The organism is Terrabacter sp. NPDC080008 (assembly GCF_040702505.1).
In the GTDB taxonomy this organism is placed as follows: domain Bacteria; phylum Actinomycetota; class Actinomycetes; order Actinomycetales; family Dermatophilaceae; genus Terrabacter.
Genome location: NZ_JBFBLC010000001.1, coordinates 944,247 through 970,975 on the forward strand (window position 1 = coordinate 944,247; position 26,729 = coordinate 970,975).

Consider the following 26,729-nt stretch of genomic DNA (forward strand, 5'->3'; position numbering starts at 1 on the left):
ACGGCGTGAGCTCAGGGCGCCGTCCGGGCGGTCGCGGCCTCGCGGCTCACCGCGAGCGGGTCGCACCGGGCGTTGAGGCACGCCCCCGTCTCGAGGTCGAACTCGAAGTTGTGGCCGAGGCAGCGCAGCTTCCCGTCGTGGATGATGCCGCCGTACTGCAGGTCCTCGCCCGCGTGCGGGCAGTAGCGGCTCACGACGTACTCCCTCTCGCCCTCGCTGAGCACCACGGTCTCCGCGGGGTCGCGGTGGGTCTCGTAGTCCTCGACCGCCTCGAGCGCGTCCTGGTCGGCGTGCTTGAGCAGGCCGACGAGGTAGTCGTTGTAGACATCGGGCTCGCGGCTGGCGCGGATGCGCAGGGAGAGGAAGAGGTCCTCCCAACGGATCCGCCCGGTGAGGACCGCGTCCAGCCAGCGCGCCTCGACGGTCAGGTGGTAGCCCGGCGTCCGGTCGCTCGGGGTGAGGTCGACCTCCGTCGTGTCGGGCCCCAGGCGCACGTCCCACGTGCCCCCGGCGCGGCCGAGCACCTCGAAGCGCACCGTCATGCCGATCCGCCGCAGGAAGTAGTCGGAGAGCGCGCCGAGGCTCAGGAAGTGCTCGCGGAAGCGCTCGGCGAGCCGGCTCTCGGGTCCGGGGTCGGGCAGCGCGGCGTGGACCGCGGCGATCTCGGGAGCCCGGCGCTGCGCATACGCCCGCAGGTAGTCGGAGGTGTCGTCGAAGGAGAAGTCGGCCCACATCGGGTCGCGCTCGACCTCACCCGTCCCGGCGTCCAGCCGGTCGCCCGGGAGCAGGACGAGCGAGGTCTGGGCGGGCAGGCGCTCCCTGAGGAAGTCGAGGGCCTGGCCCTGGTGCGGGAAGATCCCCGGGTGCTCCGCCGTCGGGTTGTGCTGCGAGACAGCGGGGTCGAGGAAGGCGGGCGGCCCGGCATACGGCATGACGATCTTCGGGGGCGCCGAGCGGAGCAGCCGCGTCACGGCCCGGAACTTGCCCAGGCGCTTCTCGGCGCTGATGCGCTCGATGACCTCGGGTGGGTAGTCGTAGCAGATCGGGTGCCAGGAGGCGCCCGACATCTGCACGCCCATGACGTCGATCGGGCGGTCGACCTCCTCGGCGGCGCGGCGCAGCTGGCTGACGCTGAGGCGCGCGTCGTTGGTGTGCAGCACGGCGTGGCCGTCGACGAAGACGAGGATGGCCGCGTCGTGGCACATCGGGCTGAGCTCGGGGATGACCGTGACCCAGTCGCCGCGGTCGTCGAGCGGGAAGCGCTCCCAGGCGTCGAGCTCGATGACGACGTTGCGGATGCCGGCCCCGGCGATGCGGTTGCGCATCTCCCGCGAGGGGTAGCGCGGGATGACCAGGCGCGTGGACGGCGAGAGTCGTTGCAGGAGCGGCAGATCGAGGTGGTCGAGGTGCTCGTGGGAGATCGCGACCCAGTCGGCGTCGAGCATCCGCGGGGTGCGCACGTGGGCGTTGTCCGGGAACGGGAACCAGGAGGCGAGGAAGGCGCCACCCGGTGACATCCAGGGGTCGCAGAGCATCCGCACGCCCGGCGCGTCGATCCGCAGTCCGGCGTGGCCGAGGGAGGTGACGAGTGGTCCGTTCATCCCTCGACGATCCGCCGTCAGCCCCGCGCCGGGAACCGACACGGGGCTGACGCAGGCCTACGTCGTTTGACGGAGAGCTCAGCGGCCGCAGAGGTGGCGCAGGGCCGTCACGTGCTCGGTGACGGCCGCCAGGCTGCCCGAGGCGCGGTCCGACGAGCGGTCCGACGGCGAGCCGACGGTGACGGCGACGCGGTAGGCGGCCAGGTCGTCCGCGAGGTTCTGCGCCATCTCACGGGCGTCGTCCGAGGCCGTCGTCCGCGCCACCTCGGCGGCCCGGCCCCGGGCGGCGTCGACGTGGGCCCGGGCGGTCGCTGCTGGGACTCCACGCCGTGCTCCGTCGGTGACCGTCGTCGCCGCCGCGACGAGTGTCCCGACGGCCACGCAGTCGGGCCTGGTGGCAGGCCCCGTCGAGGGGGCGGCGCCCCCGCGTGACGCGCCGGCGGCGGCCAGGGCGGACCCCAGGGCCACGACGAGGGTGAGGCCGATGCCGAGCAGCAGCTGCCGGCGGCGGGTGGAGCTCGTGGTGGTGGTCATGGTGTCGCCCCGCTCGCTGTCGTCGGTTGGTACTCGTAGGCGCCGCGGTCGTCATAGCTGCGCACGCCCACTCCGGTGTTCGGGGTGCTCGGGTCGTCGACCCGTGGCTTCGACGCGGCGTCGAGGGTCGGCTGGCCGGGAGCACTGGAGTTCGCCGAGTCGATGGCGGGGGACCCGGCCCGCAAGGTGAAGACACCCTGCGACGGGCTGGTCCAGCGCGGGTCGGCCTGCAGGCCGTGAGGCTCCTGGCCGCTGGCGCTCTGGAATGCGGCGAGCGAGGTGTAGGAGGTCGACCCCCAGACCATCATGGTGCCGCCGCTGACGGTGAGGTTCACGAGGTCGTGGTCGAGGGTGGTGCCGAGCTGCGAGGTGCCGTCGACGCGCAGGTTGCCCCTCGTTCGCGGGCACTTGACCGTGCCGCCGGCCCCGTCGGGGCAGTTGACCCCGTTGTCGACGGAGACGTTGTCGGCGAAGGTGAAGCCGCTCGAGGTCCCGGACGGCACGCCCTCGAGGTTGATGCCGGCGCTGACGTTGTCGTAGACGGTGTTGCCCACGACCGAGCTGCCCGTGACGCCGTAGTCGTCGATGCCGTGGTCGCCGGTGATGCACCCCGAGGTGTTGCCGCTGCTCGGCGCGTTGCAGTTGGTGAGGGCGACGGTGGTGAACCCCTTGTTGTGGTAGCTCACGTTGTCCACGATCGTGTTGCCGTCCCCGCCGGGGTAGGACTGGATGCCCGAGTCCTCGTTGTCGTGCACCCGGTTGCCGCTGACGACGTTGCCCGGGGCGCGCAGGTCGATGCCCACGGCGTTGCGCACGTAGCCGTACGCGTTCCACGAGCTCTCGTTGCCGGTGACCTGGTTGCCCGTGGACCCGTTCGTCAGGTAGATGCCCGACGCGGAGTTGTCGGTCACGAGGTTGCCCGTCACGACCGAGCTGGTCATGGCGTTGAGGTACATGCCGTATGCCGTGGAGCCGTTGACCCGCTGCCCTGACCCGCGAGCCGTGTTGCCCGACAGCCGGATCCCGGTGGCGTTGTAGACGTAGAACGCGTTGCTCGTGGAGTTCTGCACGGTGAAGCCCGACACGGTGATCCAGCTCTGGTTCGAGATCGTGAAGCCGTGTATGGCTCCCGAGATCGTCACGGACGCGCCCGGTGCGGGCTGGAACGTGATGGGGGCGCTGGACGTGCCGGAGTGCCAGGGGAAGACCTCGTCGGTGTAGGTGCCCGACGACACCAGGACGGTCTGCCCCGCGAGGGCCACCTTGGCGGCCTTGGCGATGGTGCAGAAGGGCACCGCGGCCGTGCCGGAACCGGAGTCGGAGCAGCCGCTGCCGCCCACGTAGAGGTAGGTGGCGGCCCCGGCCGCCGATCCGACCGGGCCGGCGGCGAGGCCCAGCCCGGCGAGGAGGATGCCGGCGGTGAGCGATGCCCGCCGCCCGTTGGTGCTTGGTGGAGCCATGACTCGTCCTTCCAGCCTGCAGGGCTTGCCCCTCCAGTGTCGGCAGCGGTGTCGCGCCCTGACTTCCACCGGCCGGCCGAGGGCGACTACGCCGATTGCAGGAGGCTGCGGCCTACGACGACCCGCCCACCGCTCGGGCGCCGGCCCACCGGCACCGGCTCGGCGCCCTACGATGGAGCCTCGTGACCCACACCGATGCCAGTGCCGCCCGTGCCCGACTGCTCGAGATCATCAAGGACAAGGCGATCGTCCACGGTCGCGTGACGCTCAGCTCCGGCAAGGAAGCCGACTACTACGTCGACCTGCGCCGCATCTCCCTCGGCGGCGAGGCGGCCCCGCTCGTCGGCATCGTCATGCGCGAGCTGACCAAGGACCTGTCGTATGCCGCCGTCGGTGGCCTGACGCTCGGCGCCGACCCGGTCGCGACCTCGATGCTGCACGCGGCCGCGGCGGCCGGGGAGCGCCTCGACGCCTTCGTCGTGCGCAAGGCCGGCAAGGCGCACGGGCTCCAGCAGCGCATCGAGGGCCCGTCGATCAAGGGCCGTCGGGTCCTGGTCGTCGAGGACACGACGACCACCGGCGCCTCGCCGCTGGCGGCCGTCGAGGCGGTGCGCGAGGACGGCGCCGAGGTCGTCGCCGTCGCCACCATCGCCGACCGCGCGACAGGTGCCGGCGAGCGGATCACGGCCGAGGCCGGCGTGGAGTACCGCTACGCCTTCTCGCTCGAGGAGCTCGGCCTGGCCTGAGCCCGGCCGACCGGACTCGGCCGGCCCACCTGCACGGGCAGGCCGAGCAGCAGAGCCGCCACGACCGAGGGCGGCGTGACGATCCGCGCACGGCCGGTGCCGGGCCGCGGCACGGGGCGCACGGCATACGTGTTGTCCGGCTGCCACGGCACGAGCCGCGCACCGGCCACGACGGCCGGCCCGTCGTCGAGGAGCACGAACGCGCCGTCGGGCAGGTCGGCCCACGCGTACGCGTGCAGCCGGCGGGTGCGCCGCGGGCCGTCCCAGCGCTCGTCGTGGAGCAGCCGGTCGAGCTCGGGCGCGCTCAGGTGCTCGACGTCGGCCGCCCGCGCCACGACGTCGCGGAAGGCCGTGTAGGCCGGGCGGCGGCACTCCGCGCACGGCCGGTGACCGGCCGCAAGGGAGACGGCTTCGTCGAGGAAGAAGAGCGGGGTGTAGTGCGCGGGGTCCCACTGGCGCACCCGGCGGTCGCGGAAGGCCAGCGCGCACGTGATCCACGCCCGGCCGACGTGGTGGCGCCGCACCTCCCGGCTGCCGGACCCCTCGTGCAGCCGCCCCCGGTTGCCCGTCCAGGCGCCGCGCCCGGCCGCCGCGACGACCTCGCCGAGAGGGGTGACGCGGTTCTGGGCCGGTGCCGGCGGTGACATGCCTCCCACGCTAAGCGTGGGCGCCGACACCGATCGGAGGGTCGGTCCCAGGAACCGGTCAACCGCCCCCACCGTCGCACCGACGGCCCGGTCCGAGAGCGACCCCCGCACTAGGATCGGCACACTGACCGCCCAGATTCTCGGGAGAACCCATGATCATCGTCTGGATCCTGATCGGCCTCGTCGTGCTAGCCGCGATCGTGGGCGTCGTCACGTACAACGGCCTGATCGGCCTGCGCAACAAGGTCGAGGAGGGCTGGCGCCAGATCGACGTCGAGCTCAAGCGCCGGCACGACCTGATCCCCAACCTCGTCGAGACGGTCAAGGGCTACGCCTCCCACGAGCGGGGCACCCTCGAGGAGGTCATGCAGGCCCGGTCCGCCGCGATGTCCGGCGCCGCGACGCCGGCGGCTGCCGCGCAGGCCGAGGGGCAGCTGAGCCAGGCGCTCGGCCGGCTCATGGCGGTCGCCGAGGCCTACCCCGACCTCAAGGCCAACCAGAACTTCCTCGCCCTCCAGCAGGAGCTGACGAGCACCGAGGACCGCATCGCGAGCTCACGGCGCTACTACAACGCGCTCGTGCGCGACCTCAACACCAAGGTCGAGTCAGTGCCCTCCAACATCGTCGCCAACATGGCGGGCGTGAAGCGGGCCGAGTACTTCGAGGCCCCGGCGACCGAGGCGGTCGTGCCCAACGTCTCCTTCGGCGACACGCTCGGCCAGGGCCCCCAGGGAGCCCCCGGCGTGGCGCCCTCGACCCAGCCGGGCGCCGTGGGCGGGCCCTCCACCCAGCCGGGTGCGGCACCCGGCGCGCTGCCGCAGGCTCAGGCCCCCGGCGCGGCGCAGCCGGACCCGACCCGCGACTCCGGCACGCCGAACGCCTGAGAGCTCAGCCGCGCTCGGGGCGCGAGACGGTGTCGCCGACCTCGCCGGGCGTCTCGACGCCCTCGGCCGCGCGGGCCTGCGGCTCACGGCGGTGCTTGAGGAACTCGAACACCATCGGCAGCACGGAGACGACGACGACGAGCAGGATCGCGTACTCGATGTTCTTCGTCAGGCCCGGGAAGATCTGGCCGAGGAAGTAGCCGAGCAGCGTCACGAGCACGACCCAGGCCACGGCGCCGACGGCGCTCCAGCCGAAGAAGCGCTGGCGGTGCATGCGGCCGATGCCGGCCACGACCGTGATGAAGGTGCGCACGATGGGCACGAAACGCCCGAGCACGAGGGCGCGGCTGCCGTACCTGTCGAAGAACGCGTTGGTCTTGTCGAAGTTGGCGGTGTTGATGAAGCGCCCCTGCCGCTTGTAGAGCGGCCGCCCGACGCCTCGGCCGATCTCGTAGCCGACGACGTTGCCGAGGAAGGCCGCGATGGCGAGCCCGCCCATGGCCAGCCCCAGGTTGATGTCGATCTGGCCGGTCGCGATGAACAGGCCGACGGCGAAGAGCAGCGAGTCGCCGGGCAGGATCGGGAAGAGCAGCCCGCACTCGATGAAGACGATGACGAGGGCGATCACGAAGAACGCGCTGCCGTACTGATGCAGCAGGTAGGTCGGGTCCATCCACTTCGGGCCGAGGGCGGTGACGGCGGCCGGCAGGGCGGCAAGAGCGTGCATGGGTCACAGGGTAGGCGGTGTGCCCGGGTGCGACGGCATCCTCCGCCGTGAGCCACCTGTGCAGTCCCGATGGGTCTCGGTCCGGTCTCGAGAACGTCTCGAGACCGTCTCGATGGGGCCGCGTCCCTTTTGTCCGGTGGCCCAACCGGCCCACGATGGGGGTGGGAGCGAGGGAGGAGCCCGGCGGCGCCGGAGCATCGGGGCCGCGACCGCCGGCAGAGACCGGCGGCGCGGCGGCGCCGAGCCGGGTCTCCTCCTGACCGGATGACGGACCGCCGTAGACCGCGTGGGGCCAGTTCGTAGACTCTGCCCGTCGCAACCGGTCTGTCCGCAGGAGCCCCTCATGCCTCGTCCCCGCCTTGCCCTCGCCTCCGTCGCCGCGCTCGCGGTCGCCGCGCTCGGCGCGTGCGGCTCCGCCACGCCCGACGCCGCGAGCGGTGCGCCCGCCGGCACGGGGACGGTAGGGGCGAGCTCCTGCGCGAAGGCCTCCCTCAAGCTCGTCTCGCCGGGGACCCTGACCGTCGGCACCGACAAGCCGGCTTACGAGCCGTGGTTCAGCGGTGACGACCCCAGCAACGGCAAGGGCTACGAGTCGGCCGTGGCGTACGCCGTCGCGGAGAAGCTCGGCTTCGCCAAGAGCGAGGTCAAGTGGGTCGTCGTGCCCTTCAACACCGCCATCTCACCGGCACCCAAGAGCTTCGACCTCGACGTCAACCAGGTCTCCATCTCCCAGGACCGCCGCAAGGCCGTCGACTTCAGCTCCGGCTACTACGACGTGCGCCAGGCCGTGGTGACCTACAAGGGCAGCCCCATCGACGGCAAGACCTCGGTGGCCGACCTCAAGTCGGCCGACCTCGGTGCGCAGGTGGGTTCGACGTCGTACACCGCGATCAAGGACCAGATCCAGCCGAGCAACGACCCGAAGGTCTTCGACACCAACGACGTCGCCGTCCAGGCCCTGAAGAACAAGCAGATCGACGGCATCGTCGTCGACGTGCCGACGGCCTTCTACATGACCGCCGCGCAGCTCGACGACGGCGTCATCGTCGGGCAGCTCCCGGCCGCGGGCGGCACGCCCGAGCAGTTCGGTGCCGTCCTCGACAAGGACTCCGCGCTCACGCCGTGCGTGTCCAAGGCCGTCGACGCGCTGCGTGCCGACGGCACCCTCGAGAAGCTGCAGAAGCAGTACCTCGCCGGCGCGGGCGCGCCCGAGCTGAAGTGACGAGCTCCCCGGGTATGCCGGCACCTCCCTCGAGCGTGCCCGCGACCTCTGCCGCCGGTGACCGTGCCTGGTCCCCGTCTGCGGTCGAGGTCCAGCGCCGGGAGTTCCGGCGGTCGCGCACGGTCCGGTCCGCGGCGCTGTCGGCCGTCAGCACCGTCGTCGTGCTCGGGGTGCTCGCCTGGCTCATCACGCACTCGCAGGGCTGGCCGCGGGTGCAGGAGACCTTCTTCAGCTGGGACAAGGCCGTCTCGTCGTTCCCGGCGGTGCTCAAGGGGCTGTGGCTCAACATCCGCCTCATGCTCATCTGCGGGGTCTCGATCCTCGTCCTCGGGCTGACGCTGGCGGTCATGCGCACCCTGCGCGGCCCGATCTTCTTCCCGCTGCGGCTGCTCGCGACGGTCTACGTCGACCTGTTCCGGGGGCTGCCGCTGCTGCTCCTGCTGCTCCTGCTCGGGCTCGGGGTGCCGGCGCTGCGCCTGCCGAACGTGCCCACCGAGCTGGCCTTCTGGGGTGCGGTGGCGATCGTCCTGTCCTACTCGGCCTACGTCGCCGAGGTGTTCCGCGCCGGCATCGAGTCGGTGCACCCCTCCCAGCGGGCGGCGGCGCGGGCCCTGGGCCTGTCGCACGGGCAGACGCTGCGGCACGTGGTGCTGCCGCAGGCCGTGCGCCGGGTGACCCCGCCGCTGATGAACGACTTCGTGTCGCTGCAGAAGGACTCGGGCCTGATCGCCGTGCTCGGCGCCACCGACGCGATCCGCGCAGCGCAGATCGAGACGGCGACCGACTTCAACTACACCCCGTACGTCGTGGCGGGTGTCCTCTTCCTCTGCCTGACCATCCCGATGGCCCGGCTGACCGACCACGTCGCCCGCAAGCAGGGCTGGCACGGGGCGGGGGGCACCCTGTGAGCGCGGGCACCGCCGCACTGGGCGCGCCGCTGCTGTCGGTGCACGGCGTGCGCAAGAGTTTCGGCGACAACGTCGTGCTCGACGACGTCCACCTCGACGTGCAGCCCGGCGAGTGCGTCGTGCTCATCGGCGCCTCCGGCTCGGGCAAGTCGACCCTGCTGCGCTGCATCAACCTGCTGGAACAGGTCGACGACGGTGTCATCTCCCTGGCCGGGGTCGACATCACCGATCCGCGCGTCGACGCGGACGAGGTCCGGGCACGCACCGGCATCGTCTTCCAGTCCTACAACCTCTTTCCGCACCTCACCGTGCTCGACAACGTCACATTGGCCCCGCGCCGCGTCCACCGGGTCCCGCGGGCCGAGGCCGAGCGTCGCGCCATGGGAATGCTCGAGCGGGTCGGCCTCGCGGAGAAGGCCCGAGCCCGACCCGACGACCTGTCCGGCGGTCAGCAGCAGCGCGTCGCCATCGCCCGGGCGATGGTCAACTCCCCGCAGCTGCTGCTGCTCGACGAGGTGACGAGCGCCCTCGACCCCGAGCTCGTCGGCGAGGTGCTCGACCTGCTCCGCGAGCTGCGCGAGGAGGGCATGACGATGATCCTGTCGACGCACGAGATGGGCTTCGCCCGCAACGTCGCCGACACGGTCTGCTTCCTCGACGGCGGCCGCGTGCTCGAGCAGGGCCCGCCGTCGGAGGTGCTCGGCGCGCCCCGCGAGGCCCGCACGCGGCAGTTCCTCTCGCGCCTGGTCTCGTGACCGGCCGGGACGACGTGCCCGCCGGTCCTGCGGAGGAGGTCGGTGTCGGCCCGTGGCAGGGGCCCTGGCCGGAGGGGGAGCAGTGGGACCCCGAGCTGCTCGAGCACGGTGACCGCCGCAACGTCGTCGACGCCTACCGCTACTGGCGCCACGAGGCCATCGTGGCCGACCTCGACACGCGGCGGCACGACTTCCACGTCGCCGTCGAGAACTGGGGCCACGACTTCAACATCGGCTCGGTGATCCGCACCGCCAACGCGATGGGGGCCGCGGCCTTCCACATCGTCGGTCGCCGCCGCTGGAACCGGCGCGGCGCCATGGTCACCGACCGCTACCAGCACGAGCACCACCACCCGGACGCGGCCGCGCTCGCGCGGTGGGCGGCCGCCGAGGGACTGGTGCTGCTCGGCGTGGACAACCTGCCCGGCTCGGTGCCCCTCGAGACGTTCGAGCTGCCCCGGCGCTGCGTGCTCGTCTTCGGCCAGGAGGGGCCGGGCCTGTCGGAGGAGATGCGCGCGGAGTGCGAGGCGGTGCTGCACATCGAGCAGTTCGGCTCGACCCGCTCGATCAACGCCGGAGCGGCGGCCGCCGTGGCGATGCACGCGTGGGTGCGCCGGCACGTCTTCGACCAGCCGGTGTAGCTCACCCCTGCGGGTCGCGACCGCGCCAGCGCAACGGCTCCTCGGCGTACTCCTCCACGACGTGAGCGGCGACGCCGACGGACCGCGCGATCTGGAAGACCGCCTCGCCGGACTCGGCAGGCAGGCCCAGAGCGTGCAGCACGGCAGCGCTCGCGAGGTCGACGTTGGGTAGCGTGCCCGTGCGCTGCGACACCAGCGCGGAGAGGGACTCGACGCGCTGTCGCAAATCCGCCGTGCCCGGCCGGCGCCACAGCGCCTCGAGCACCACGTCCGCGCGAGGGTCGCCGTCGGGGTAGAGGAAGTGCCCGAAGCCGGCCACCGAGCCGCCCGACCGCAGCGCCCGGGCCACGAGCGTCGCCGGGTCTGGGCCGTCGGTGAGCAGCGCGTGGGCGGCGACCGGGGCGGCGCCGTGGAGCGGGCCGGACATCGCGGCGTACGCGGCGCAGAGGCAGTCGGGCAGGCCGGCGCGCGTCGAGGCGGCCACCCGGGCGGCGACGGTCGAGGCCGTGAGGCCGTGGTCGAGCAGCGCCACGAGCAGCACACGCAGCACCTCGACGTCGCCCGGCTCGTCGGGCCGGCCGCCCAGCGCCGCGAGCGCGAGCGCCGCCAGGTCGTCGCCGTAGGCCGGGTGGCCCGGGATCGCGCCGGCGAGCAGGAGGAGCGCGGTCCGCAGGGTCGGGACCGCGGCGGCACGCACCCGCTCGGGGTCGGTGTCCCCGGCGAACGGGTCGGCGGCCGCGAGCAGCTGAACGGCCACCGGCATACGCCGGGGGAGGGGGAGGCGCCCGAGGTCGAGCGTTACGGCGGCAGGCAGGGGCCCGGCGCTCGCGGGCGGTGTCGTGTCGAGCACGACAGCAGCGGCGAGCTCGAGGGAGTCGAGGGCGACCACCTCGACGAGGGACCGCCCGCGGTAGAAGAGCTCGCCCTCGGCCTGGCTGCTCACCGTCGTCGCGATGCTGCGGAAGCGCAGCACCGGCGGCGGACCGCCCGGAGGTCGGGTCGAGGTCGCCATCGCGTCGATCTGCGCCCGGTCGAAGAGGCTCTCCTGCTGGCCCGGCCGGCGCTCGCTGCGCAGCAGGCCGCGGCTGACGTAGGCGTAGAGCGTGGACCGTTTGACGCCGAGACGCTGGGCCGCCTCGGTCGTCGTGATCCAGGAGCCGGCTGGCGTGGCCACGTGACCTCCTCGCGCTGGGCGCCGTCGGCGCCATCCGTGTTGACCCGGTCAACGGTTGACTGGATCAACATTGACGACGTTGATCAACATCGTCAGGGTGAGAGTGAACCCGAGAGGAGCACACCATGTCCAGCAGCTCACCCGCCCCGACGCCCACCGGCTTCGTCCTCGTCCCGCGCGGGCTCGCAAAGGTCGTCGTCACAGACACCGAGATCGGCGACGTCCGCGGCGACGAGGGCTTCTTCCACTACCGGCAGTACTCGGCCGTCGAGCTGGCCGAGAAGGTCGGCTTCGAGCAGGCCTGGCACCTGCTCTTCCACGGGCGCCTGCCCTCCGCCACCGAGCTCGACGCCCTGCGCGAGACGGCGGGGCGGCTTCGGGTGCTGCCGGCCGCCCTCGCCGACCTGCTGCCGGCGATCTGCGCGACGACCGGTGACTCGCTGCAGGTTCTGCGCACCGCCCTGTCCGCGTGGGGCGGCATCACCGGTCAGCGTCCGCTCTACGACGCCGACGAGGAGGAGCGGCTGGCCTCGGCCCTGGCGGCGGTCGCGGTCACGCCGACGATCCTCGCGACGGCCTCCCGGCTGAGGGCCGGACTCGAGCCGGTGCCGGCCGACCCGGACCTGCCGCACGCCACCGACTACCTGCGCATGGTCACCGGGCGGCTGCCCGCCGAGCGCGATGCGCGCGCCGTCGAGCAGTACCTCGTCGCCACGATGGACCACGGCTTCAACGCCTCGACGTTCACCGCCCGCGTCATCGCCAGCACCGGGGCCGACCTGGCGGCGTGCCTCGTCGGCGCCATAGGGTCCTTCTCCGGGCCCAAGCACGGCGGAGCCCCGAGCCGGGCGCTCGAAGCGCTCGAGGAGATCGGGACACCGGACCGGGCCGAGCCGTGGGTGCGCGAGCAGGTCGCCCGGGGCGCCCGCATCATGGGGTTCGGCCACGCCGTCTACCGCACCCACGACCCGCGCTCGGAGATGCTCAAGGCGGTCGCGCGGGGCTGGGACGACCCGCTCGTCGACTTCGCGGTCGGGGTCGAGACGACGATCGAGCGCGTGCTGGCCGAGCTCAAACCCGACCGGCCGCTCTACGCCAACGTCGAGTACTACGCCGGCGTCGTGATGCGCCTCGCCGGCCTCGAGCCGAGCATGTTCACGCCCACCTTCTGCGTGGCGCGTGCCGTCGGCTGGACGGCCAACATCCTCGAGCAGGCGCGTGACCCGAAGATCATCCGCCCCGCCGCCCGCTACGTCGGGCCACCGCCGCCCCAGCCGGTGCCGGCGGAGGCGCGTACGCCGCTGCCCGCCTGAGAGCGGACCGCAAAGACGGCGCGTGGCGCCGCCTGGCCCGCCGGTCGCCCCTTGGCGCCATTTGGGCATCGAGCAGGCCCCGACGCATCCGGGTGCCGGGGCCTGCTCGGCGCGACCAGGGGAGCACCGGTCGCTGGTGTCGTCGCCCGGAGCCCTCCGAACGTCATGTCCACGGTAGGCCCGATCACGCCGGCGCGCGATGGGCTGCGGTTAAGAACTGCACAAGGGCACGTCAAGGTCCGGCAAACGCCGCCGGCGAGGCCGCGGCACACACCGGTGGATTTCGTGACAGGTGCTGACGAATGCCATTCGCCGACGGCGACCACCCGAGTCCGCGCGGCCCTCCGTCAGTCCGCCGCGGTGAGTGCCTGCTTCCACGAGACCCGGCCCCGCGTCTGCATCAGGGACCGCCGGTAGATCCGCTCGCCGACGACCACGGTGGCGGCCGAGAAGCCGGCCATGATCAGCAGCGCCAGCGCCGGTTCCCACCACGCGGCGTCGCCGGCCAGGATGCGCCCCGGCATCGAGACGACGGAGGCGATCGGCACGAACGAGGCCACCTTGAGAGCGGTGCCGCTGAGCCCGAAGCTCGCGATGTAGACGACCATCATCACGATCGTCATCGGAGCCGTCGTGGACTGAAGGTCCTCGGTGCGCGAGGCGAGCGCCCCCGCCACGGCGTAGAGGCAGGCGAGTGCGAAGAAGCCGACGGCGAAGAAGAGCACGAACCACACGACGGCGCTCGACAGGCTCGGCAGCAGCGTCGAGGCGTCGGTGAAGGACACGGCCACGAGACCGACACCGGAGAAGAGGACGACCTGGGCCAGGGCGATGGCCGAGTTGCCCACGACCTTGCCGGCGAGCAGCTGCCGGAGCGGGATCGCGGTGGCGATGATCTCGATGATGCGTGACTGCTTCTCCTCCACCACGCTGGCGGCGATCTGCTGGCCGAACATCATCGCGGCCATGAAGAAGAGGATGGCGAAGGCGAAGGTCGCGCCCTTGACGAAGCCGCTGTCGGTGGTCGCGCCGTCGAAGCGGGCCGTCGTGAGCGTCGTGCCCTGCTCCAGGGCGGTGACGCTCGTGCCGGCCGCGGCCGCGTTGCGTTCGAGGGCCGTGCTGCGCAGGGCGCCCTCCAGAGCGGTGCGCAGGGTGGCGTCGACGTCGCTCTCGGAGGTCAGCGTCCAGCCCGCACCACCCGGGTGCAGCCAGACGTCGGCGTCGCCCTGCTCGACGAGGGCACGAGCCGCCGTCTCGCCGGGGACCGCCGTGGCGCGAACCGTGACCTTATCGTCCGTGCGGTGGGCGGCGGTGGCGGCGCGCTCGACGATGGAGGCGCCGTCCGTGCCGGTGACCGCCACCGTGTAGGTGGTCGTCCGTCCGCTCTGCCACACCGAGAAGGCGCCGTAGCCGGCGATGAAGACCAGGGTGATCAGGGTCGAGACGAGGAAGGCCCGGTTGGTCAGGCGCACGACGACCTCGCGCGCGGCGACGACCGCCCACATGCGCGTGGTGGGGGCCTCCACCACGCCGGCGCCGGAGTCGCTTCCGGTGGAGGGGCGCTGCTGGACGGTGGTCATGCGGTCACCTCGCGGTAGATCTGGGCCAGGCTCGGGCGCTGGCGGGAGAACTCGTGCACGTCGCCGCGTCGCAGCGCCTCCTCGAGCAGGTGGCGCTCCGCCCCGGGCTCGAGCACCTCGAGCAGCGCCCGGTGGCCCTCGACGTCCACGGCGTGGATGCCCGGGAGGCCGCGCACCCAGCCGGCGTCGCCCGACAGGACGAGGTGGTGGCGGGCGACCGACCGTGAGCGCAGGTCCTCCGGCGTACCGTCGGCGACGACGCGACCGCGGGCCAGCACCACGAGGCGCTCGCAGAGGCGCTCGACCAGGTCGAGCTGGTGGGAGGAGAAGAGGACCGGCACGCCACGGGCGGTGTGCTCGCGCAGCAGCTCGACCATGTTGTCGACGGCGGCCGGGTCGAGGCCGCTGAACGGCTCGTCGAGGACCAGGGCGTGCGGCTGACCCATGAGCGCCGCGATGATCTGCACGCGCTGCTGGTTGCCGAGGGACAGCTTCTCGACGTGGTCGCGGGCGCGCTCGGCGAGGCCGAGCCGCTCCAGGTGCGTGGTGACCGATGCCCTGGCGGCTGCCGCGCCCAGTCCGCGCAGCCGGCCCAGGTAGACGAGCTGGTCGAGGACGGGCTGCTTCGGGTAGAGCCCCCGCTCCTCGGGCATGTAGCCGAACCGGCGCCGGTCGGCGGCGGTGATGGGCCGCCCGTCCCACAGCACCTCCCCTCCGCTGGGCGACAGGACCCCCATGAGCATGCGCATCGTCGTCGTCTTCCCCGCTCCGTTGCCGCCGACGAAGCCCGTGAGCAGGCCGGCCCCCACGGTGAAGCTGATGTCGTCGACGGCAGGCACGTCGCCGAACGTCCGCGACAGGTGTCGCAGCTCGATGTCGGCGGTCGCTCTCCTGGTCTCCCTCATGCCCGCAACGCTAGGGCGCGGGCAGGCGCGGCGGATCAGCCGCGCGGGGGAGCGTCGAGCTCCCCCGGCAGGATGAGGCCGGCCTCGTAGGCGAGCACGACCGCCTGCACCCGGTCGCGCAGGTGCAGCTTGGCGAAGACGTTGGACAGGTGCGTCTTGACGGTGGCCTCACCGAGGTGGAGGCGCACCGCGACCTCGGCGTTGGACAGGCCGCGGCCGACGAGGCCGAGCACCTCGAGCTCTCGTGGGGTCAGCTCGGCCAGCCGCCGGTCGGGTCCTGCGGGCACCGCCGGCACCGACGAGCCTGCGTATGCCGTGTCGTGCCCCGGGTGGCGAGTGGTTCCGTCCACTCCGGTGACCTCGCCGGCCGTGCCGCGCGCGAGCTGCTCGATGACCCGGCGGGTCACCTCGGGGGCGAGGAGGGCGTGTCCCTCGGCCACGGTGCGCACGGCCTCGACGAGGTCCTCGGCGTTCGAGTTCTTCAGCAGGAACCCGCTGGCCCCGGCCGCGAGGCCGGCGAAGACGTAGTCGTCGTGGTCGAAGGTCGTCAGGATCACGACGCGCGAGTGGCCTTCGGCGGCGATGAGACGTGTCGCCTCGATGCCGTCCATGACCGGCATCTGCACGTCCATGAGCACGACGTCGGGACGCAGCTCGCGGCAGAGGCGCACGGCCTCGGCGCCGTCGCCGGCCTCACCGACGACCTCGAGGTCGTCCTCCACCGAGAGGATGAGCGAGAACCCCGAGCGCACCAGGCGGTGGTCGTCGACGAGGAGGACGCGGACGGTCGGCGCGCTCACGAGGTCGCCTCCGGCAGCGGCATACGCACTCGGACGCGGTAGCCACCGGTCACCCGGGGGCCGATCTCGCTGACCCCGCCGTGGGCGGCGAGGCGCTCGCGCACGCCGAGCAGCCCGAGCCCGGTGCCGGACGTGCCCGACCGTGGCCGCCCGTCGTCGAGCACCTCGACCTCGGCGTAGCCCTGGGCGAAACCGGGCTCCGGGCGGCGGTCGACGCGGACGAACACGCTCGCGGCCGAGGCGGTCGAGTGCCGCCGGGTGTTGGACAGGGCCTCCTGCACGGTGCGGTAGAGGGAGAGGCCGACCGGGTCGGGCACGGCGGCGACAGCCCCCGGGCAGTCCTCGACGACCCGGCACTCGACGCGGAGGCCGGCGGCCGACACCTCGTCCACCAGGGCCGGGACGTCGGTGAGGCGGGGCTCGGGCGCGCGTGCCCCGTCGGTCCGCGTCTCGTCGCCCGAGCGCAGGGTGCCCAGCAGCGCTCGCATCTGCGAGACGGCATCCCGCGACGAGGTCTCGACCGAGCTGAGCGCCCGCTCCGCCGCGTCGGCGTCCTTGCGCAGCACCCGGCGGGCCGCCGCGGCCTGGATGCCGATCACCGAGACGTGGTGCGCGGCGACGTCGTGGAGCTCTCGGGCGATCCGCAGCCGCTCCTCGACGACGGCCTGCCGCTGCAGGCTCGTGGTCTGCTCGTCGATGGTGCGGGCCTGCTGGGCGAGGCGGTCGCGCTGGAGGGCGCCGCGCCAGGCGGCCTGCCCGCCGATGATGGCGCCGCCGAAGTAGACGACGTTGACGAGCAGCGAGTAGACGACGTAGGCAGCGGCCGGGCTGAAGATGCCGTGCCGGGTCAGGGGCTGCCCACCGCGGCTCATCGCCTCCTGGACGCCGCTGCCGACCGCGAACTGCCAGGTGAGCCAGCCGAACATGAGCAGCACGACGCCGAGAACGACGCCCAGCATGGCCCGCCGGTCGCGGGCCCAGGCCACCCCGGTGAAGAGCGCGAAGAAGTAGACCACCTGCATCGGCATCGAGACGGCGATCGCCGGCATGAGGATGCCGAACGCGAAGAGGTGGAGGGAGAGCCCGGCGGCCACGAGCAGCGGCCAGCGCCGACGCCACACCAGCGGCACGGTCCCGATCGCCACCGCGACGTGCGGCCACACCCACGAGTCCCGCTGCGTCCCCAGGGCGTCGATGCTGCGCAGCAGCTCCACGCCGAGGGATCCGGCGAGCAGGAAGGCCAGCGCCAGCCACGCGTCGACGCGCCGGGTCCGGGCGGGGTCGGCGGGCACCCGCTCCCAGTCGACGTCGACGCCTGCCCACTCTGCGACTCGTGCGCCCACCGCGCGGCCACCGACCATGGCGCCCAGCCTAGGGACTGCCCACCGGCGTCGGATCCCCCGCCAGGGGGAGGGGCCGCGGCGGTACGGTCGGGCGCATGGGTGTCAGCTCCTCTCCTCTCGACGTCACGACGATGCGCTCCCGGCTCGACCGGCTGCGGGCCGAGGCGGGGGCCGCGGGCGTGGCGGCGACCGTCGTGTCCCCGGGCTCCGACCTGCGCTACCTCACGGGGATCGCCGGCTCCTCCTTCGAGCGGCTCACCGCGCTCGTCGTGCCGACCGACTCCGGCGTGGCGCCGGTGTTCGTCTCGCCGGCGCTCGAGTACGCCGGCCTCGGGCACGTGCCGCTCGAGGAGCTGGGCGTGGAGGTGCGCACGTGGGTCGACGGGGAGGACCCGTACGCGCTCGCCCTCGGTGGGGTGCCCTCGGGCCGGTTCGCGGTCTCGGACATGACGCCGGCCCTGCACCTGCTGCGGCTGCGCGACGCCGGTGCGGCCGACCAGCAGCTGGCCGGGCCGGTGCTGCGCGAGCTGCGGATGCGCAAGGACGCCGCCGAGCTCGCCGAGCTGCGCGCCGCCGGGGCCGCGATCGACCGCGTGCACGCGCGGGTTGGGCAGTGGCTGCGCGCCGGTCGCACCGAGGCCGAGGTCGCCGCCGACATCGGCGCCGCGATCGTCGAGGAGGGCCATGCCGCAGCCGATTTCGTCATCGTCGGGTCGGGGCCCAACGGCGCGAGCCCGCACCACTCGGTCAGCGACCGGGTCATCGAGGACGGGGACGTCGTCGTCGTCGACATCGGCGGACCGCTGCCCTCCGGCTACGGCTCGGACAGCACGCGGACGTATGCCGTGGGCACACCCCGTGAGCCCGACGTGGCCTCCGCCTACGCGGCCCTTCAGGCGGCGCAGCAGGCGTCCGTCGAGGCGGTGCGGCCGGGTGTGACGTGCGAGGCCATCGACCGGGCCGCGCGAGAGGTGCTGGCCGAGGCCGGTCTCGCCGAGCACTTCATCCACCGCACCGGCCACGGCATCGGCCTCGACGGCCACGAGGAGCCCTACATCGTCGCGGGCAACGACCTGCCGGTCGAGCCGGGCATGACGTTCAGCATCGAGCCGGGCGTCTACCTCTCGGGCCGCTGGGGCGCCCGCATCGAGGACATCGTCGCCGTGACCGAGGACGGCGTCGAGCGCTTCAACACCCGCCCGACGGATCTCGTCATCCTCTGACCCGAGCTCTCCACACGTCGAGTGGGCACTTTGCGACACCGCCCGTGACGCAAAGTGCCCACCCGACTTCGGGGTCTGGCGACCCGAGCACGTCGAGTGGGCACTTTGCTTTGCGACGGCGAACGGTCAGGAGTCGAAGCCGACGCCGATCCGGTCGAGCGACTTCAGCCACAGGTTGCGCCGGCCGGTCCGGTCCTCGGCCGCGAGCGAGGACCGGGTGGCCCGCACGGCGGCATACCGGATCGGCTCGGGAGGGAAGGGAATCGGCTTGCGCCGCACCATCTCCAGCCGGGTGAGCTCGGTGTCCCTGCCGTCGACGAGGTCGAGCGCGACGGCCGCGCCGAAGCGGGTGGAGGCGACGCCCAGCCCGGTGTAGCCGACGGCATACGCCATGCGCCCGCCGAGGGCGGTGCCGAAGACCGGCGTGAACCGTGACGTCGTGTCGATGACCCCCGCCCAGCGGTGCGTGAACCGGATGCCCTCGAGCTGCGGGAAGATGTCGAGGAAGTGGTCGGCGAGCAGCCCGTGCGAGGCGTCGTTCTGCTCGAGCGCCGGGTCGATGCGGCCGGGGAAGTGGTAGTTCGCGTCGTAGCCGCCGAAGAGCACCCGGTCATCGAGCGTCCTTCGGTAGTAGTGGAACTGGTTGCCCGCGTCGGTCAGCCCCTCGCGTCCCTCCCACCCGATCGCGGCGAGCTGGGCCGGCTTCAGCGGCTCGGTCATGAGCACGTGGTCGTAGACGGGCAGCACCCACGCGCTGAAGCGCTTGAGCACCCCCTGCGAGGCGTTCGTGCCGAGAACGACGCGTCGGGCGTGGATGGACCCGCCGTCACCCAGGGAGACGCGTACGCCTGAGCCCTCGGTGTCGAACCCCGTTGCGCGCGTGTGCTCGTGGAGCCTGACGCCGAGTGACTCGGCGGCCCGTGCCAGTCCCCACACGAGGCGGGCCGGGTCGACGAGTGCCACCTCGGGGTCGTACATCCCAGCCCGGTAGAGGGGCGAGTGCACGCGCGCCTGCGCCGCCTCGGCGTCGAGGAGCTCGGCCGGGACGCCGTGCGCGCGGTGCAGGTCGTAGGACTCCCGCACGGCAGGCACCTGGTGGTCGGTGAGCGCGAGCGTCAGCTCCCCTGGCCGGTGGAAGTCGGCGTCGATGTCGTATGCCGTGAGCGTCTTCTCGATGCCCGCGATGTTCTCGGCGGCGAGCCGGTCGAGCGTGGGCATCTCCTCGGGCCAGCAGCTGACTCCCTGGGCGAGGCCGTGCGTCAGCGACGGCGCCATGAAACCGCCGTTGCGCCCGGACGCGCCGTCGGCGAGGCGCCCGGCCTCGATGACGGCGACCTCCCGCGCCGGGTCGGCCTCCTTGGCCTGGATTGCGGCCCACAGCCCGGTGAAGCCGCCGCCGACGACGAGCAGGTCGGTGCGCGGCGCGGCGCCGGTCAGGGCCGCGCGGGACTCGGGTCGCTCGGGCCGGTCCGTCCAGAACGGAGCGGGCCGGGCATCGGCGAGGGCAGCGGCGGCTCGCGGGGAGGGGTGGGAAACAGGCATGACGAGACGGATTCGACCATGCTTGGCTCTCCCTGTGAACCCCTCTTCGTTCCAGAGCGATGGCCCCTCCACCCCCGCGCGTGCGACCCTCGAGCCGGACCAGCTGCTGCGCGTCTTCCACGACCAGACCCGGGCGCCGGTCCCGCTGGGCACTGCCGAGCGGCCGGTCGAGCTGGAGGGCCCGGCGCGCAAGCACTACGACCTCGACCCGGCCGGGTACTTCGCGATGGTCGAGAGCCCCGACGGGCTGGGGGAGGACGCCGACGCGCTGATCGCCCGGATGCGTGACTTCTTCGCCGAGCGCGGGCAGCGCGTCGAGTGGAAGACCTACGACTACGACGAGCCGGCCGACCTCGGTGCGCGGCTCGAGGCCGCCGGCTTCGTCCGCGAGGACGACGAGGCGCTCATCCTCGGCGAGGCCGCGCCCCTGGCCGAGCAGGAGCTCAACCTGCCCGAGGGGGTCGTCGTCCGGGCCGCCAACTGCTTCGAGGACTTCGTGCGCTTCCGCACCATGTCCGAGACGGTGTGGGGCGAGGACCACGCCTACGTCACCGAGTCGCTCTACCCCGACTGGCTGGCCAGGCCCGAGTCGATGCACGTGGTCGTCGTGGAGGAGTCCCGAGAAGGCCCGGTGCTGTGTGCAGCTCGAGGCGAGTACGACGAGAGCAGCTTCACCGGCCTGTGGGGCGGCTCGACGCTGCCGCAGTGGCGCGGCCGCGGCCTCTACCGGGCGACCCTGCTCGAGCGCGCCCGACTCGGTCTCGAGCGGGGCAAGGAGTACGTCCGGGTCGACGCCTCGCCGGACTCCGAGCCGATCCTGCGCCGGCTCGGTCTGCACCGGGTCGCGACGACGACGCCGTACGTCTTCGACCCCCGCCGCTGACCGCGCCGGTCGTCCGAGCCGGCCCCGGCAAGACGGCCTGAGCGGGCGCTCACCGCTTCGTGGGCACCCGCCGACACGACCCGGCATACGTGGCAGGATTTCGAGCGGATCGTGAACCCGCTTCCCCGACAGCAGGAGTTGCAATGCCCATCGCCACCCCCGAGGTGTACGCCGACATGCTGGACCGCGCGAAGGCCGGCTCCTTCGCGTACCCCGCCATCAACGTCTCCAGCTCGCAGACGCTGAACGCCGCCCTCAAGGGCTTCGCTGACGCGGGGTCCGACGGCATCATCCAGGTCTCCACGGGCGGCGCCGACTACCTCTCGGGCCCGAGCATCAAGAACATGGTCAGCGGCTCCCTCGCCTTCGCGGCCTACGCGCACGAGGTGGCCAAGAACTACCCCGTCAACATCGCGCTCCACACCGACCACTGCCCCAAGGACAAGCTCGACGGCTTCGTGCGCCCGCTGCTCGCGGCGAGCACCGAGCGGGTCAAGGCCGGCGGCACGCCGTGGTTCCAGTCGCACATGTGGGACGGCTCGGCCGTGCCGCTCGACGAGAACCTCCAGATCGCCCAGGAGCTGCTCGCCCTCGCCAAGGCCGCGAACGTCATCCTCGAGATCGAGGTCGGCGTCGTCGGCGGCGAGGAGGACGGCGTCGAGGGTGCCATCGACGAGAAGCTCTACTCCACGCCCGAGGACGCCATCGCCACGGTCAAGGCGCTCGGCGCCGGCGAGAAGGGCCGCTACCTGACGGCCCTGACCTTCGGCAACGTCCACGGCGTCTACAAGCCGGGCAACGTCAAGCTGCGCCCGGAGATCCTGCTGCAGGCCCAGCAGGCCGCCGCCAAGGAGCTCGGCCTGTCCGACGACGCCCGTCCCTTCGACCTCGTCTTCCACGGCGGCTCCGGCTCGCTGCCCGAGGAGATCTCGGCCGCCGTCGACAACGGCGTCGTCAAGATGAACGTCGACACCGACACGCAGTACGCCTTCACCCGCAAGGTCGCGGACTGGATGATCTCCAACTACGCCGGCGTGCTCAAGGTCGACGGCGAGGTCGGCAACAAGAAGCAGTACGACCCGCGCAATTGGGGCGCAGCGGCAGAGGCCGCCATGTCGGCCAGGGTGGTCGAATCATGCTCGGCTCTGCGATCGGCCGGCCGCCACCAGGCCTAGCCGCCGCAAGTGACGACCGACGCCTCTCGGGCAAGGCCCCGAGGGGCGTCGGCGCGTTCCAAGGTAGAAATATCTGTTCAATAGCCATGGACTGCCCCCTCCACATGGTGTAAATCAGACTCATGCCATTCGCTCCCGCGTGAGCAGCGACAGGCGGTCCAGCGGCGTGTCGGGCAGGGGGAAGTGCGTGGGGGACGGGCTCAGTTCTGATCTTTTCGGGCGTCAGCGTGAGATGCACGCCCTGGACGGCATGATCGATAATCTTCTTGCGGCACAGGAGAAATCCACATCGCGAGTGGCCCTCCTTTCGGGCCACAGCGGAGTAGGCAAGTCCGCTTTGGCGTCAGCGGCTCTGGAAAGGGCGCTGGCGCGAGGGGCTCAGGTGGTGCGTATTGCTTGCGAGCCATTCCATGATGGCATGAGCTTCTTCCCGATTCGGGAGATAGTCCGGCAGCTCACGGAGGGCAGGCCGCTCGACAAGGCCGTCGCGGAAATCTACGGGGAGAACTCGACGCAGTCCGAGATGGCGGCGGTCAGCGAGTCTCCCACCGCGGAGCCTGCCAGCCGGCGTGAAGCACTGGTGGCGACGTTCACCAATGTCATTGTGGGGCGCTTCTCCGCCCAAAGCCGGGCACCTCTCATTATCTTCATCGACGACCTGGAGCATCTCGATGCTGGTAGCGCAGACGCGCTGATATGTCTCATCTCGCGCATCTCAGAAGCGCCAGTGCTGCTCATGGGGGCATATCGACGAGATCTGACCATGGCGTCCACGCACCCCCTGCGTACCGTCATCACCACCGCGAGGCGCGTCGACGGCATGCTCACGCTTTTAGAAGTCGACACGTTCGCCGAGCGCGACATCGCCGAACTCACGCAGGTGATGCTGGGAGGGAGGTGTGACCTACCCGGTGCCTTCTACGACAAACTGGCGAAGGAGACCGAAGGGAACCCGCTCTTCATCCGAGAGATCTTGCGAACTCTAAGCACGCCGGGTCCGTCCCAGGAGGTGCCTCCACTTCGAGCGGTGGACGGGGTGTGGACGTTCGGTGGGCTCATCGATGTCTGGAGGATCCCGGAGACGGTTGAAGATGTCATCGCTGCCCGCCTGAACGCTCTCGACGGTGACCGAAGGCAGGACCTCGAGTATGCCGCGGTGGTCGGAAGGCGCTTCGCCTTCGAGGTTCTGTCGAAGCTGATCTCCATCGGTGAAGAAGAACTGCTCGGGCACCTGGAGCAGTTTCTGTCCTTCGACATCATTCGCGAGGTGGACGTCAGAGATGACACGTTTGAGTTCTCGCACGGCAAGATCCGTGACGTCCTCTACCAGTCCTTGAGTGGGCTTCGCCGCCGCCGCATCCATGCGAAAGTTGCTGAGGTTCTGACGCACTTCATCGGCTCCACGAACGAAGACTGGGACGCGCTCATCGGACGGCACCTGCACGCCGCGTCGAACTATACAGAGGCCTTTCCTTACCTTTTGCGAGCTGCCCGAAGCGCGGCAAAGACCGGGAGCGCACGCGAAGCGGCCTCCCTATACCGCGACGCGTATGAGTCAGCGGATCATGCCATTCTCACCGGGCACGAGTCCAAGAGTGCTGTTGGGCTGGAGCTTGTGGAGGCGCTGCTCGGTGTGACAGAGACTGTCGAGGCCCGAAAAGTTCTAGAGACTATGTTGGGTGACCCTCTGCCTGCGGACTCGCGGGCGATGGCGCTGAACTACCTCGGCGACGCACTCCTCTTCGAAGGCAAGATCGCGGAGTCGTTCGAGGCCTACGCCAATTGTGAGGTGCTTGCCAGGGCCAACAACTTGGAAGAGGCGATCTGCGAGGTCGCGTGCGACCTCGCAGAGGTTCATGGCCGCCAGTACGAGAAACTGGCAGGCAGCGATCCAGTGAAGGCGACCGAGCACGGCAGGACGAGTCAGCACTACGTGGAAGAAGCCTATGCGCGTGTACAACGCGTCAGCTCAGCGACGCTGAAGGCCAGAACCCTGCGGATCAAGGCGAAGCAGTTGCGCGTAGCAGGGGATCTGCGAGGTGCTCTTGACCTGTACAAGCAATCGATCTCCTGTGTGGACAAGCGCGTTGCCGGCCATCGGTTCCTCATTCCCTATGCGAAGGCGCTTCGCCTCGTAGGGGATGCGAGCGAGGCCGCGCGCGTGGTTGACCGCGTCATGGAGTGGAGTATTCAGGCGGGATCGAGGCGCTCGGAGGCAATCGCTCTGCAGTACCGGGGTCTGATGCGGATGATGTCCGCGGCCGATGCACATGAGCTAGATGAGGCGAAGCTGGACCTAGTGAAGGCGGTGACGTTGCATCGAGTTGTGCGCTTTGTGCAAGGCATCCACGAAACGGAGCTTCTGCTCGGTGAGGTGACGCTGCGTCTCGGCAACTACGACGAGGCCCTCGACCACCTGCGTACGGCCGTTGGAACACCTGACACCGACCTGCACGGGGTGCTTCTTTCAGCTGCCAAAGAGCTGGATGCGAATGGCGAAGCCGACCGCGCCGGCGCGCTGCGCCAGTTTGCAGCCTCCACGTCTTTCGGGGCCTCGTGAGGCGGCCGCAGTCGACGGTCGTCGCTCTCGGCGTCGCTGTGGTTGCCCTCGGTGGCGGCCTAATCATGTGGGCCGTCGGACCGCGCGAAGGCGACAAGTACACCGACATGGGCACCAGCATCGTCGTGAGCGCCGGCGTCGGGCTGGTACTCCTCGCGATCGAGCGCGCGTTTGAGTCTCGTGAACGCCATGCCGAACAGAGCCGGGGCGAGAGGCAGCGATTCATCACCAGCCTGCTCTCGACGAAGGCGTTGAGAGGGGTGGACTTGCGCGCCCGAGACCTGAGTCAGATCTTCTTCACGGAAAGAGATCTTCAGGATGCAAATCTCTCGGGGTGCACGCTTTCTCAGACGGACTTTCGTCATGCCCTATTGAGTTCGTCGACGCTAGACGACTGTTCACTGGACGAGGCGAACTTCGAGAATGCGGATCTGCGCAACGCCCGGTTTCGGCGGGCCGTGGGTGAAGATGCCTCCTTTGATGGGGTGAGTGGCCACGAGTCCGACTGGTCCGGTGCGCGACTGCCACGTGCATCTTTTGTGGGCGCAAATCTCTATCGCTCCACGTTGAAATCGGTGCGAATGCAAGGCGGGGACTTCAAGAGGGCCAATCTAAGCGAGTCGGAGGCGGCTGGTGCCTCATTCTCGCGAGGGGACTTCCGTACGGCAATGCTGCGCGAAGCAGATCTCGCCGGCGTGGATCTACGCGACTGCGACATGCGTGGCGCTGACCTGAGTCATGCGAATCTGGACTCCAGCGACGTGAGAGGGTGCGACTTCACGGATTGCCGTCTCGATGGGGCGACCGTGAATGACGTGGTGTGGGACCAGGGGACGAGATGGCCAAGCGGCTTCACGCCGTTGCCGCAATCCGGTGAAGAAAGGCATGTGCCGTGACGTTGTTTTGCTCTGATATCGACGGGACGCTCCTGAATCCTGAGCGAACGCTGTCTGATCGTACGGTGGCGGCGATACGGTCGACGCTGGACGCGGGCCACTCGTTCGTGCTCTGTTCGTCGCGCATGCCGTCGTCAATGCGCATCCTCGAGGGGCTTTACGACGGTCATGACGCTCCCATGATTGCCTACAACGGGGGTCTGGTCCTCCGCTCAGACGGCTCGGCGTCCCTCAATGTGCCAATTGGCGAGCGGGATGCACGAGCCCTGTACGAAAGATGTCGCGACCTCAACGTGCACATGAGCGTCTACGTGGGAGACGACTGGTATGCGTGGGACGATGACTTCTGGAGCCGAAGGGAGACCAACAACACGGCTGTCGCTCCCAGCTTGAGATCCGCCCATGACTACTTCGGGGAGACCCGCCTCCCCGGGGGCAGCCCCCACAAGGTGATGTGCATGGGGGAATCGAACCTCATCGATCAGATTGCTTCCTCCGTCGGTGGGATGGCTGGGCTGATCTCGTACCGATCCAAAGACACCTATCTCGAGATCGCCAACGGCAATTGCTCCAAGGGGGATGCGGTGAAATCCGTGGCTGGGGACCTGCAGGTGGCACTGTCGGACGTGGTGTTCTTCGGCGACAACTACAACGACCTTCCTGCCTTCGCGGTAGTGGGGACGTCGGTTGCTGTTGCGAACGGCCGACCGGAGGTTCTGGCCGCCGCCACACACACCACGGCGCGGCACCACGATGATGGTGTGGCCCAGTTCCTCGAATCTTGGATCGGATCATGACTGACAATCTGCTTGGCATCCCCGAGACCCGCCTCGCGCCCGACCCGGCCGCCGAGAAGCTCGACGCCGGCGTCGACCCCGTCCAGGTGGCGGCCTCCTACCCCGCCAGCTCGCTCGCGTGGGCCGTCCTCGCCGAGGACGCGCTCGGCGACGGTGACCGCGACGTCGAGGCGTACGCGTACGCCCGCACCGGCTACCACCGGGCGCTGGACAGCCTGCGCAAGTCCGGCTGGCGTGGCCAGGGCCCCGTGCCGTGGTCGCACGAGCCCAACCGGGGCTTCCTCCGGGCGCTCGCAGCCCTGGCCCGCGCCGCCCGCGCCATCGGCGAGAGCGACGAGGAGGCCCGCTGCACGCAGTTCCTCCGCGACAGCTCGGCCGAGGGGGCGCGCGAGCTCGGTCTCTGAGCCCGCTCC

General features: G+C 71.0%; 25 protein-coding genes. 14 read left to right on the top strand and 11 right to left on the bottom strand.

Going from position 1 to position 26,729, the window contains the following annotated elements; translation table 11 throughout:
• Window positions 1–11 precede the first annotated feature (11 nt).
• The 3 genes from AB0316_RS04385 to AB0316_RS04395 all read right to left on the bottom strand — a co-directional run bounded on the left by AB0316_RS04385 (window position 12) and on the right by AB0316_RS04395 (window position 3,595).
• Complete coding sequence (locus AB0316_RS04385; RefSeq protein ID WP_366270761.1) at window positions 12–1,601, bottom strand: Rieske 2Fe-2S domain-containing protein; 1,590 nt, start codon at window positions 1,599–1,601, stop codon at window positions 12–14.
• 78 nt (window positions 1,602–1,679) lie between these two features.
• A complete protein-coding gene (locus AB0316_RS04390) occupies window positions 1,680–2,135 on the bottom strand; it encodes a hypothetical protein (protein WP_366270763.1) in 456 nt (151 codons plus the stop codon).
• Complete coding sequence (locus AB0316_RS04395) at window positions 2,132–3,595, bottom strand: right-handed parallel beta-helix repeat-containing protein (RefSeq protein WP_366270764.1); 1,464 nt, start codon at window positions 3,593–3,595, stop codon at window positions 2,132–2,134. The genes AB0316_RS04390 and AB0316_RS04395 overlap by 4 nt, the downstream gene beginning before the upstream one ends.
• A 182-nt stretch (window positions 3,596–3,777) precedes the next feature.
• Between AB0316_RS04395 and pyrE the strand changes: the two genes are divergently transcribed.
• Window positions 3,778–4,341 carry an orotate phosphoribosyltransferase gene (gene pyrE / locus AB0316_RS04400; protein WP_366270765.1) on the top strand — a complete coding sequence of 188 codons (564 nt, stop codon included), beginning with the start codon at window positions 3,778–3,780 and terminating at the stop codon, window positions 4,339–4,341.
• Here pyrE and AB0316_RS04405 read toward each other — a convergent pair.
• Window positions 4,305–4,988, bottom strand: a complete 684-nt coding sequence (locus AB0316_RS04405; protein ID WP_366270767.1) for a hypothetical protein — start codon at window positions 4,986–4,988, stop codon at window positions 4,305–4,307. The genes pyrE and AB0316_RS04405 overlap by 37 nt on opposite strands.
• Before the next feature lie 152 nt (window positions 4,989–5,140).
• Between AB0316_RS04405 and AB0316_RS04410 the strand changes: the two genes are divergently transcribed.
• Window positions 5,141–5,872, top strand: coding sequence for a LemA family protein (locus AB0316_RS04410; RefSeq protein ID WP_366270769.1), 732 nt, complete (start codon window positions 5,141–5,143; stop codon window positions 5,870–5,872).
• Window positions 5,873–5,876: 4 nt separating this feature from the next.
• On the opposite strand, the gene AB0316_RS04415 is transcribed toward AB0316_RS04410, so the two are convergent.
• The gene (locus tag AB0316_RS04415; RefSeq protein ID WP_366270771.1) at window positions 5,877–6,599 is read right to left on the bottom strand and encodes a VTT domain-containing protein; all 723 of its coding nucleotides are present in this window, start codon (window positions 6,597–6,599) and stop codon (window positions 5,877–5,879) included.
• A gap of 343 nt (window positions 6,600–6,942) precedes the next feature.
• Here AB0316_RS04415 and AB0316_RS04420 point away from each other — a divergent pair, with 343 nt between their 5' ends.
• The 4 genes from AB0316_RS04420 to AB0316_RS04435 are packed head-to-tail and all read left to right on the top strand — an operon-like array spanning window position 6,943 to window position 10,125.
• The gene (locus AB0316_RS04420; protein WP_366270772.1) at window positions 6,943–7,821 is read left to right on the top strand and encodes an ABC transporter substrate-binding protein; all 879 of its coding nucleotides are present in this window, start codon (window positions 6,943–6,945) and stop codon (window positions 7,819–7,821) included.
• Window positions 7,822–7,835: 14 nt separating this feature from the next.
• Entirely contained in the window at window positions 7,836–8,729 is an 894-nt protein-coding gene (locus AB0316_RS04425) for an amino acid ABC transporter permease (RefSeq protein ID WP_366270773.1), read from the top strand.
• Window positions 8,726–9,484, top strand: a complete 759-nt coding sequence (locus tag AB0316_RS04430; RefSeq protein ID WP_366270775.1) for an amino acid ABC transporter ATP-binding protein — start codon at window positions 8,726–8,728, stop codon at window positions 9,482–9,484. Before AB0316_RS04425 ends, AB0316_RS04430 begins: the two co-directional genes overlap by 4 nt.
• A complete protein-coding gene (locus tag AB0316_RS04435; RefSeq protein WP_366270776.1) occupies window positions 9,481–10,125 on the top strand; it encodes a TrmH family RNA methyltransferase in 645 nt (214 codons plus the stop codon). The genes AB0316_RS04430 and AB0316_RS04435 overlap by 4 nt, the downstream gene beginning before the upstream one ends.
• Window position 10,126: 1 nt before the next feature.
• On the opposite strand, the gene AB0316_RS04440 is transcribed toward AB0316_RS04435, so the two are convergent.
• On the bottom strand, window positions 10,127–11,299 hold the full coding sequence (locus tag AB0316_RS04440; RefSeq protein ID WP_366270778.1) for a citrate synthase: 1,173 nt from the start codon (window positions 11,297–11,299) through the stop codon (window positions 10,127–10,129).
• A 125-nt stretch (window positions 11,300–11,424) separates the two neighbouring features.
• Here AB0316_RS04440 and AB0316_RS04445 point away from each other — a divergent pair, with 125 nt between their 5' ends.
• Window positions 11,425–12,612: a citrate/2-methylcitrate synthase gene (locus tag AB0316_RS04445; RefSeq protein WP_366270779.1), complete on the top strand. Its 1,188-nt coding sequence runs from the start codon at window positions 11,425–11,427 to the stop codon at window positions 12,610–12,612.
• Between the two features lie 347 nt (window positions 12,613–12,959).
• On the opposite strand, the gene AB0316_RS04450 is transcribed toward AB0316_RS04445, so the two are convergent.
• From AB0316_RS04450 to AB0316_RS04465, 4 genes are read right to left on the bottom strand one after another with little or no spacing between them, the layout of a single operon-like run.
• On the bottom strand, window positions 12,960–14,192 hold the full coding sequence (locus tag AB0316_RS04450; RefSeq protein ID WP_366270781.1) for an ABC transporter permease: 1,233 nt from the start codon (window positions 14,190–14,192) through the stop codon (window positions 12,960–12,962).
• The gene (locus tag AB0316_RS04455; RefSeq protein ID WP_366270783.1) at window positions 14,189–15,097 is read right to left on the bottom strand and encodes an ATP-binding cassette domain-containing protein; all 909 of its coding nucleotides are present in this window, start codon (window positions 15,095–15,097) and stop codon (window positions 14,189–14,191) included. The genes AB0316_RS04450 and AB0316_RS04455 overlap by 4 nt, the downstream gene beginning before the upstream one ends.
• A gap of 35 nt (window positions 15,098–15,132) precedes the next feature.
• On the bottom strand, window positions 15,133–15,897 hold the full coding sequence (locus AB0316_RS04460) for a response regulator transcription factor (RefSeq protein ID WP_366270785.1): 765 nt from the start codon (window positions 15,895–15,897) through the stop codon (window positions 15,133–15,135).
• Window positions 15,894–17,258, bottom strand: coding sequence for a histidine kinase (locus tag AB0316_RS04465; protein WP_366270787.1), 1,365 nt, complete (start codon window positions 17,256–17,258; stop codon window positions 15,894–15,896). The genes AB0316_RS04460 and AB0316_RS04465 overlap by 4 nt, the downstream gene beginning before the upstream one ends.
• 77 nt (window positions 17,259–17,335) lie before the next feature.
• On the opposite strand from AB0316_RS04465, the gene AB0316_RS04470 reads away from it, so the two are divergent.
• Window positions 17,336–18,463, top strand: a complete 1,128-nt coding sequence (locus AB0316_RS04470; RefSeq protein ID WP_366270789.1) for a Xaa-Pro peptidase family protein — start codon at window positions 17,336–17,338, stop codon at window positions 18,461–18,463.
• A 126-nt stretch (window positions 18,464–18,589) separates the two neighbouring features.
• On the opposite strand, the gene AB0316_RS04475 is transcribed toward AB0316_RS04470, so the two are convergent.
• Window positions 18,590–20,005 carry an FAD-dependent oxidoreductase gene (locus AB0316_RS04475; protein WP_366270791.1) on the bottom strand — a complete coding sequence of 472 codons (1,416 nt, stop codon included), beginning with the start codon at window positions 20,003–20,005 and terminating at the stop codon, window positions 18,590–18,592.
• A gap of 34 nt (window positions 20,006–20,039) precedes the next feature.
• Between AB0316_RS04475 and AB0316_RS04480 the strand changes: the two genes are divergently transcribed.
• The 6 genes from AB0316_RS04480 to AB0316_RS04505 all read left to right on the top strand — a co-directional run bounded on the left by AB0316_RS04480 (window position 20,040) and on the right by AB0316_RS04505 (window position 26,720).
• Window positions 20,040–20,888 (top strand): GNAT family N-acetyltransferase, encoded by an 849-nt coding sequence (locus tag AB0316_RS04480; RefSeq protein WP_366270793.1) that lies wholly within the window; start codon window positions 20,040–20,042, stop codon window positions 20,886–20,888.
• 143 nt (window positions 20,889–21,031) lie between these two features.
• Window positions 21,032–22,063, top strand: a complete 1,032-nt coding sequence (gene fbaA, locus AB0316_RS04485) for a class II fructose-bisphosphate aldolase (protein ID WP_366270795.1) — start codon at window positions 21,032–21,034, stop codon at window positions 22,061–22,063.
• 187 nt (window positions 22,064–22,250) lie between these two features.
• Window positions 22,251–24,623, top strand: coding sequence for an AAA family ATPase (locus AB0316_RS04490; RefSeq protein WP_366270797.1), 2,373 nt, complete (start codon window positions 22,251–22,253; stop codon window positions 24,621–24,623).
• A 107-nt stretch (window positions 24,624–24,730) separates the two neighbouring features.
• Window positions 24,731–25,519 (top strand): pentapeptide repeat-containing protein, encoded by a 789-nt coding sequence (locus AB0316_RS04495; protein ID WP_366270800.1) that lies wholly within the window; start codon window positions 24,731–24,733, stop codon window positions 25,517–25,519.
• A complete protein-coding gene (locus tag AB0316_RS04500) occupies window positions 25,516–26,316 on the top strand; it encodes a Cof-type HAD-IIB family hydrolase (protein ID WP_366270802.1) in 801 nt (266 codons plus the stop codon). Before AB0316_RS04495 ends, AB0316_RS04500 begins: the two co-directional genes overlap by 4 nt.
• Complete coding sequence (locus AB0316_RS04505; protein ID WP_366270805.1) at window positions 26,313–26,720, top strand: DUF3151 domain-containing protein; 408 nt, start codon at window positions 26,313–26,315, stop codon at window positions 26,718–26,720. Before AB0316_RS04500 ends, AB0316_RS04505 begins: the two co-directional genes overlap by 4 nt.
• Window positions 26,721–26,729 lie beyond the last annotated feature (9 nt).

Coding starts and splice junctions, on each gene's coding strand:
- AB0316_RS04385 (WP_366270761.1), bottom strand. CDS start 1,601: ATGAACGGACCACTCGTCACCTCCCTCGGCCACGCCGGACTGCGGATC.
- AB0316_RS04390 (WP_366270763.1), bottom strand. CDS start 2,135: ATGACCACCACCACGAGCTCCACCCGCCGCCGGCAGCTGCTGCTCGGC.
- AB0316_RS04395 (WP_366270764.1), bottom strand. CDS start 3,595: ATGGCTCCACCAAGCACCAACGGGCGGCGGGCATCGCTCACCGCCGGC.
- AB0316_RS04405 (WP_366270767.1), bottom strand. CDS start 4,988: ATGTCACCGCCGGCACCGGCCCAGAACCGCGTCACCCCTCTCGGCGAG.
- AB0316_RS04410 (WP_366270769.1), top strand. CDS start 5,141: ATGATCATCGTCTGGATCCTGATCGGCCTCGTCGTGCTAGCCGCGATC.
- AB0316_RS04415 (WP_366270771.1), bottom strand. CDS start 6,599: ATGCACGCTCTTGCCGCCCTGCCGGCCGCCGTCACCGCCCTCGGCCCG.
- AB0316_RS04420 (WP_366270772.1), top strand. CDS start 6,943: ATGCCTCGTCCCCGCCTTGCCCTCGCCTCCGTCGCCGCGCTCGCGGTC.
- AB0316_RS04425 (WP_366270773.1), top strand. CDS start 7,836: ATGCCGGCACCTCCCTCGAGCGTGCCCGCGACCTCTGCCGCCGGTGAC.
- AB0316_RS04445 (WP_366270779.1), top strand. CDS start 11,425: ATGTCCAGCAGCTCACCCGCCCCGACGCCCACCGGCTTCGTCCTCGTC.
- AB0316_RS04450 (WP_366270781.1), bottom strand. CDS start 14,192: ATGACCACCGTCCAGCAGCGCCCCTCCACCGGAAGCGACTCCGGCGCC.
- AB0316_RS04455 (WP_366270783.1), bottom strand. CDS start 15,097: ATGAGGGAGACCAGGAGAGCGACCGCCGACATCGAGCTGCGACACCTG.
- AB0316_RS04465 (WP_366270787.1), bottom strand. CDS start 17,258: ATGGTCGGTGGCCGCGCGGTGGGCGCACGAGTCGCAGAGTGGGCAGGC.
- AB0316_RS04470 (WP_366270789.1), top strand. CDS start 17,336: ATGGGTGTCAGCTCCTCTCCTCTCGACGTCACGACGATGCGCTCCCGG.
- AB0316_RS04475 (WP_366270791.1), bottom strand. CDS start 20,005: ATGCCTGTTTCCCACCCCTCCCCGCGAGCCGCCGCTGCCCTCGCCGAT.
- fbaA (WP_366270795.1), top strand. CDS start 21,032: ATGCCCATCGCCACCCCCGAGGTGTACGCCGACATGCTGGACCGCGCG.
- AB0316_RS04495 (WP_366270800.1), top strand. CDS start 24,731: ATGGGCACCAGCATCGTCGTGAGCGCCGGCGTCGGGCTGGTACTCCTC.
- AB0316_RS04505 (WP_366270805.1), top strand. CDS start 26,313: ATGACTGACAATCTGCTTGGCATCCCCGAGACCCGCCTCGCGCCCGAC.